At 50.9% G+C, this 1,915-nt stretch carries 1 rRNA gene; it reads left to right on the forward strand.

Annotated features, from left to right (window positions below):
* Nucleotides 1–242 precede the first annotated feature (242 nt).
* Nucleotides 243–1,767 (forward strand): 16S ribosomal RNA (locus QU605_RS15250).
* The last annotated feature ends 148 nt before the right edge of the window (nt 1,768–1,915 follow it).

Consider the following 1,915-nt stretch of genomic DNA (forward strand, 5'->3'; position numbering starts at 1 on the left):
AAAAAACCCTCTTTATATTTGCACCCGCTTTTCGAGGGAACTTGAGGGGTGTTTTAAGAGAAGTTCATTGACATACTGACAGACAGCGTAGCTCTCCCATTTTGACGAAGGGGAGGGCATGTACAAATAATTAACAACATCCGTCAATTTAACGTTCAGGGATAAAGACCTGGACCGAGCTGGTTGAGAATTTGGAATTTTAGTTTTAAGATGGAAGCCGCGAGGCGATATATTTAAAGACTACGATGAAGAGTTTGATCCTGGCTCAGGATGAACGCTAGCGGCAGGCCTAACACATGCAAGTCGAACGGTAACATGGATTGCTTGCAATCTGATGACGAGTGGCGCACGGGTGCGTAACGCGTATAGAACCTACCCTTTACAGGGGGATAGCCCGGAGAAATTCGGATTAATACCCCATAGTACTACGAAGAGGCATCTTTTTGTAGTTAAAGTATTACGGTAAAGGATGGCTATGCGTCCTATTAGTTAGTAGGTGAGGTAACGGCTCACCTAGACTCCGATAGGTAGGGGCCCTGAGAGGGGGATCCCCCACACTGGTACTGAGACACGGACCAGACTCCTACGGGAGGCAGCAGTGAGGAATATTGGACAATGGTCGAAAGACTGATCCAGCCATGCCGCGTGCAGGAAGACTGCCCTATGGGTTGTAAACTGCTTTTTTACGGGAAGAATAATACCCACGTGTGGGTAGATGACGGTACCGTACGAATAAGGACCGGCTAACTCCGTGCCAGCAGCCGCGGTAATACGGAGGGTCCGAGCGTTATCCGGAATTATTGGGTTTAAAGGGTCCGCAGGCGGGCCAGTAAGTCAGGGGTGAAAGTTTGCGGCTTAACCGTAAAATTGCCTTTGATACTGCTGGTCTTGAGTTGCGGTGAAGTGGCCGGAATATGTGGTGTAGCGGTGAAATGCATAGATATCACATAGAACACCGATTGCGAAGGCAGGTCACTAACCGCCGACTGACGCTGATGGACGAAAGCGTGGGGAGCGAACGGGATTAGATACCCCGGTAGTCCACGCCGTAAACGATGGACACTAGCTGTCGGGCCTTTATTGGTTCGGCGGCCCAGCGAAAGTGATAAGTGTCCCACCTGGGGAGTACGTCGGCAACGATGAAACTCAAAGGAATTGACGGGGGCCCGCACAAGCGGTGGAGCATGTGGTTTAATTCGATGATACGCGAGGAACCTTACCAGGGCTTAAATGTAGTGGGACAGGGGTAGAGATACCCTTTTCTTCGGACTCATTACAAGGTGCTGCATGGTTGTCGTCAGCTCGTGCCGTGAGGTGTCAGGTTAAGTCCTATAACGAGCGCAACCCCTACCGTTAGTTGCCAGCATGTAAAGATGGGGACTCTAACGGGACTGCCGGTGCAAACCGTGAGGAAGGTGGGGATGACGTCAAATCATCACGGCCCTTACGTCCTGGGCTACACACGTGCTACAATGGCCGGTACAATGAGCAGCCACGTCGCAAGGCGGAGCGAATCTAAAAAACCGGTCACAGTTCGGATCGGGGTCTGCAACTCGACCCCGTGAAGCTGGAATCGCTAGTAATCGGATATCAGCCATGATCCGGTGAATACGTTCCCGGGCCTTGTACACACCGCCCGTCAAGCCATGGAAGCCGGGAGTGCCTGAAGTCCGTCACCGTAAGGAGCGGCCTAGGGCAAGATCGGTAACTAGGGCTAAGTCGTAACAAGGTAGCCGTACCGGAAGGTGCGGCTGGAACACCTCCTTTCTAGAGAGCTGTTCGCGAGCCATCTTGTTAAAAGGCTATTAAAGGAAGAATTTTTAATTGGCCGGACCGGGTTTTTATCTTTGAATGAACACAAAGTTGAAGGATGTTGTTCGCTGTTTGTCATTAGTATATAAAGTTGGCAGTAGTC

It is taken from the genome of Robiginitalea aurantiaca (genome assembly GCF_030380815.1).
Classification (GTDB): Bacteria; Bacteroidota; Bacteroidia; order Flavobacteriales; family Flavobacteriaceae; genus Robiginitalea; species Robiginitalea aurantiaca.